Annotated in this window: 1 pseudogene; it reads left to right on the plus strand. The window is 64.6% G+C overall.

The features are described 5' to 3' along the window. Positions 1-280 (plus strand): annotated as a pseudogene (locus tag EN845_RS35050) (ornithine cyclodeaminase family protein); the annotation flags it as partial.

The raw sequence follows: 280 nt of genomic DNA on the forward strand, positions 1-280 counted from the left end.
GGCCGACCTCGGCAAGAAGGTCACCGCCGTCGCCGACTGGAAAAGCTGCGTCGACGGTGCCGATATCGTCGTCGAGGCCTCGCGCCTCAACGAACCGCAGCCTTTGCTCAAGACCGAATGGATCAAGCCCGGCGCGCTGGTGGTGCCCTATGGCACGATGAGCGCGGTGGAGCTGTCGCTCACCGACATCATGGCCAAGATGGTCGTCGACGACTGGGGTCAGTGCAAGGGCGGCAAGTTCGGCTCGTTGCGCGCCCATGTCGAAGCCGGAAAGCTGAGC

The sequence above is a fragment of the Mesorhizobium sp. M8A.F.Ca.ET.202.01.1.1 genome (assembly GCF_004791595.1).
Taxonomy (GTDB): Bacteria; Pseudomonadota; Alphaproteobacteria; order Rhizobiales; family Rhizobiaceae; genus Mesorhizobium.